The following is a 429-nucleotide window of genomic DNA, read 5'->3' as shown; positions in this document are numbered from 1 at the left end:
TCGGCGGGCGTCGTCGCCATCGTCAGTCCCAGCACACCGAGCAGGACGGCGGCGCCCGCGGCACCGGTCCGGCGGCGGACGGAGGGACGGATGGGCAGCGACATGCGAGACACAGAGAAGCCTTACGTCGGGGACGGGAAGGCCGCGGGCGGGTCTCGACCGCTCGGTCCGTTGGTACGGGAGGGACACGAGGGGGAGGGGGGACGGGAGCCCTGCGACGTCCTCCAATAGAGCAGGGGTACGGGGGCGCCGCAATGGGCCCTGTTACTAGCGCGGCTCGCACGCTTCCCCGAAGTGCCCGGGGCCCTGGCCCCGCCGGGTGGCGCCCAGGAGCTACTAGGCGGCCTCGTACAGGACCAAAGACCTGTGGGCGACCTCACTCCCCGGCGGCCCCGAAAGTGACCTGGGTCTCGAAGGCCGCGCGCCGGG

This window comes from Streptomyces beijiangensis (genome assembly GCF_017315755.1).
Classification (GTDB): domain Bacteria; phylum Actinomycetota; class Actinomycetes; order Streptomycetales; family Streptomycetaceae; genus Streptomyces; species Streptomyces beijiangensis.
The sequence above is the reverse complement of the archived record's forward strand: the minus strand, read 5'-3'. Positions refer to the sequence as shown.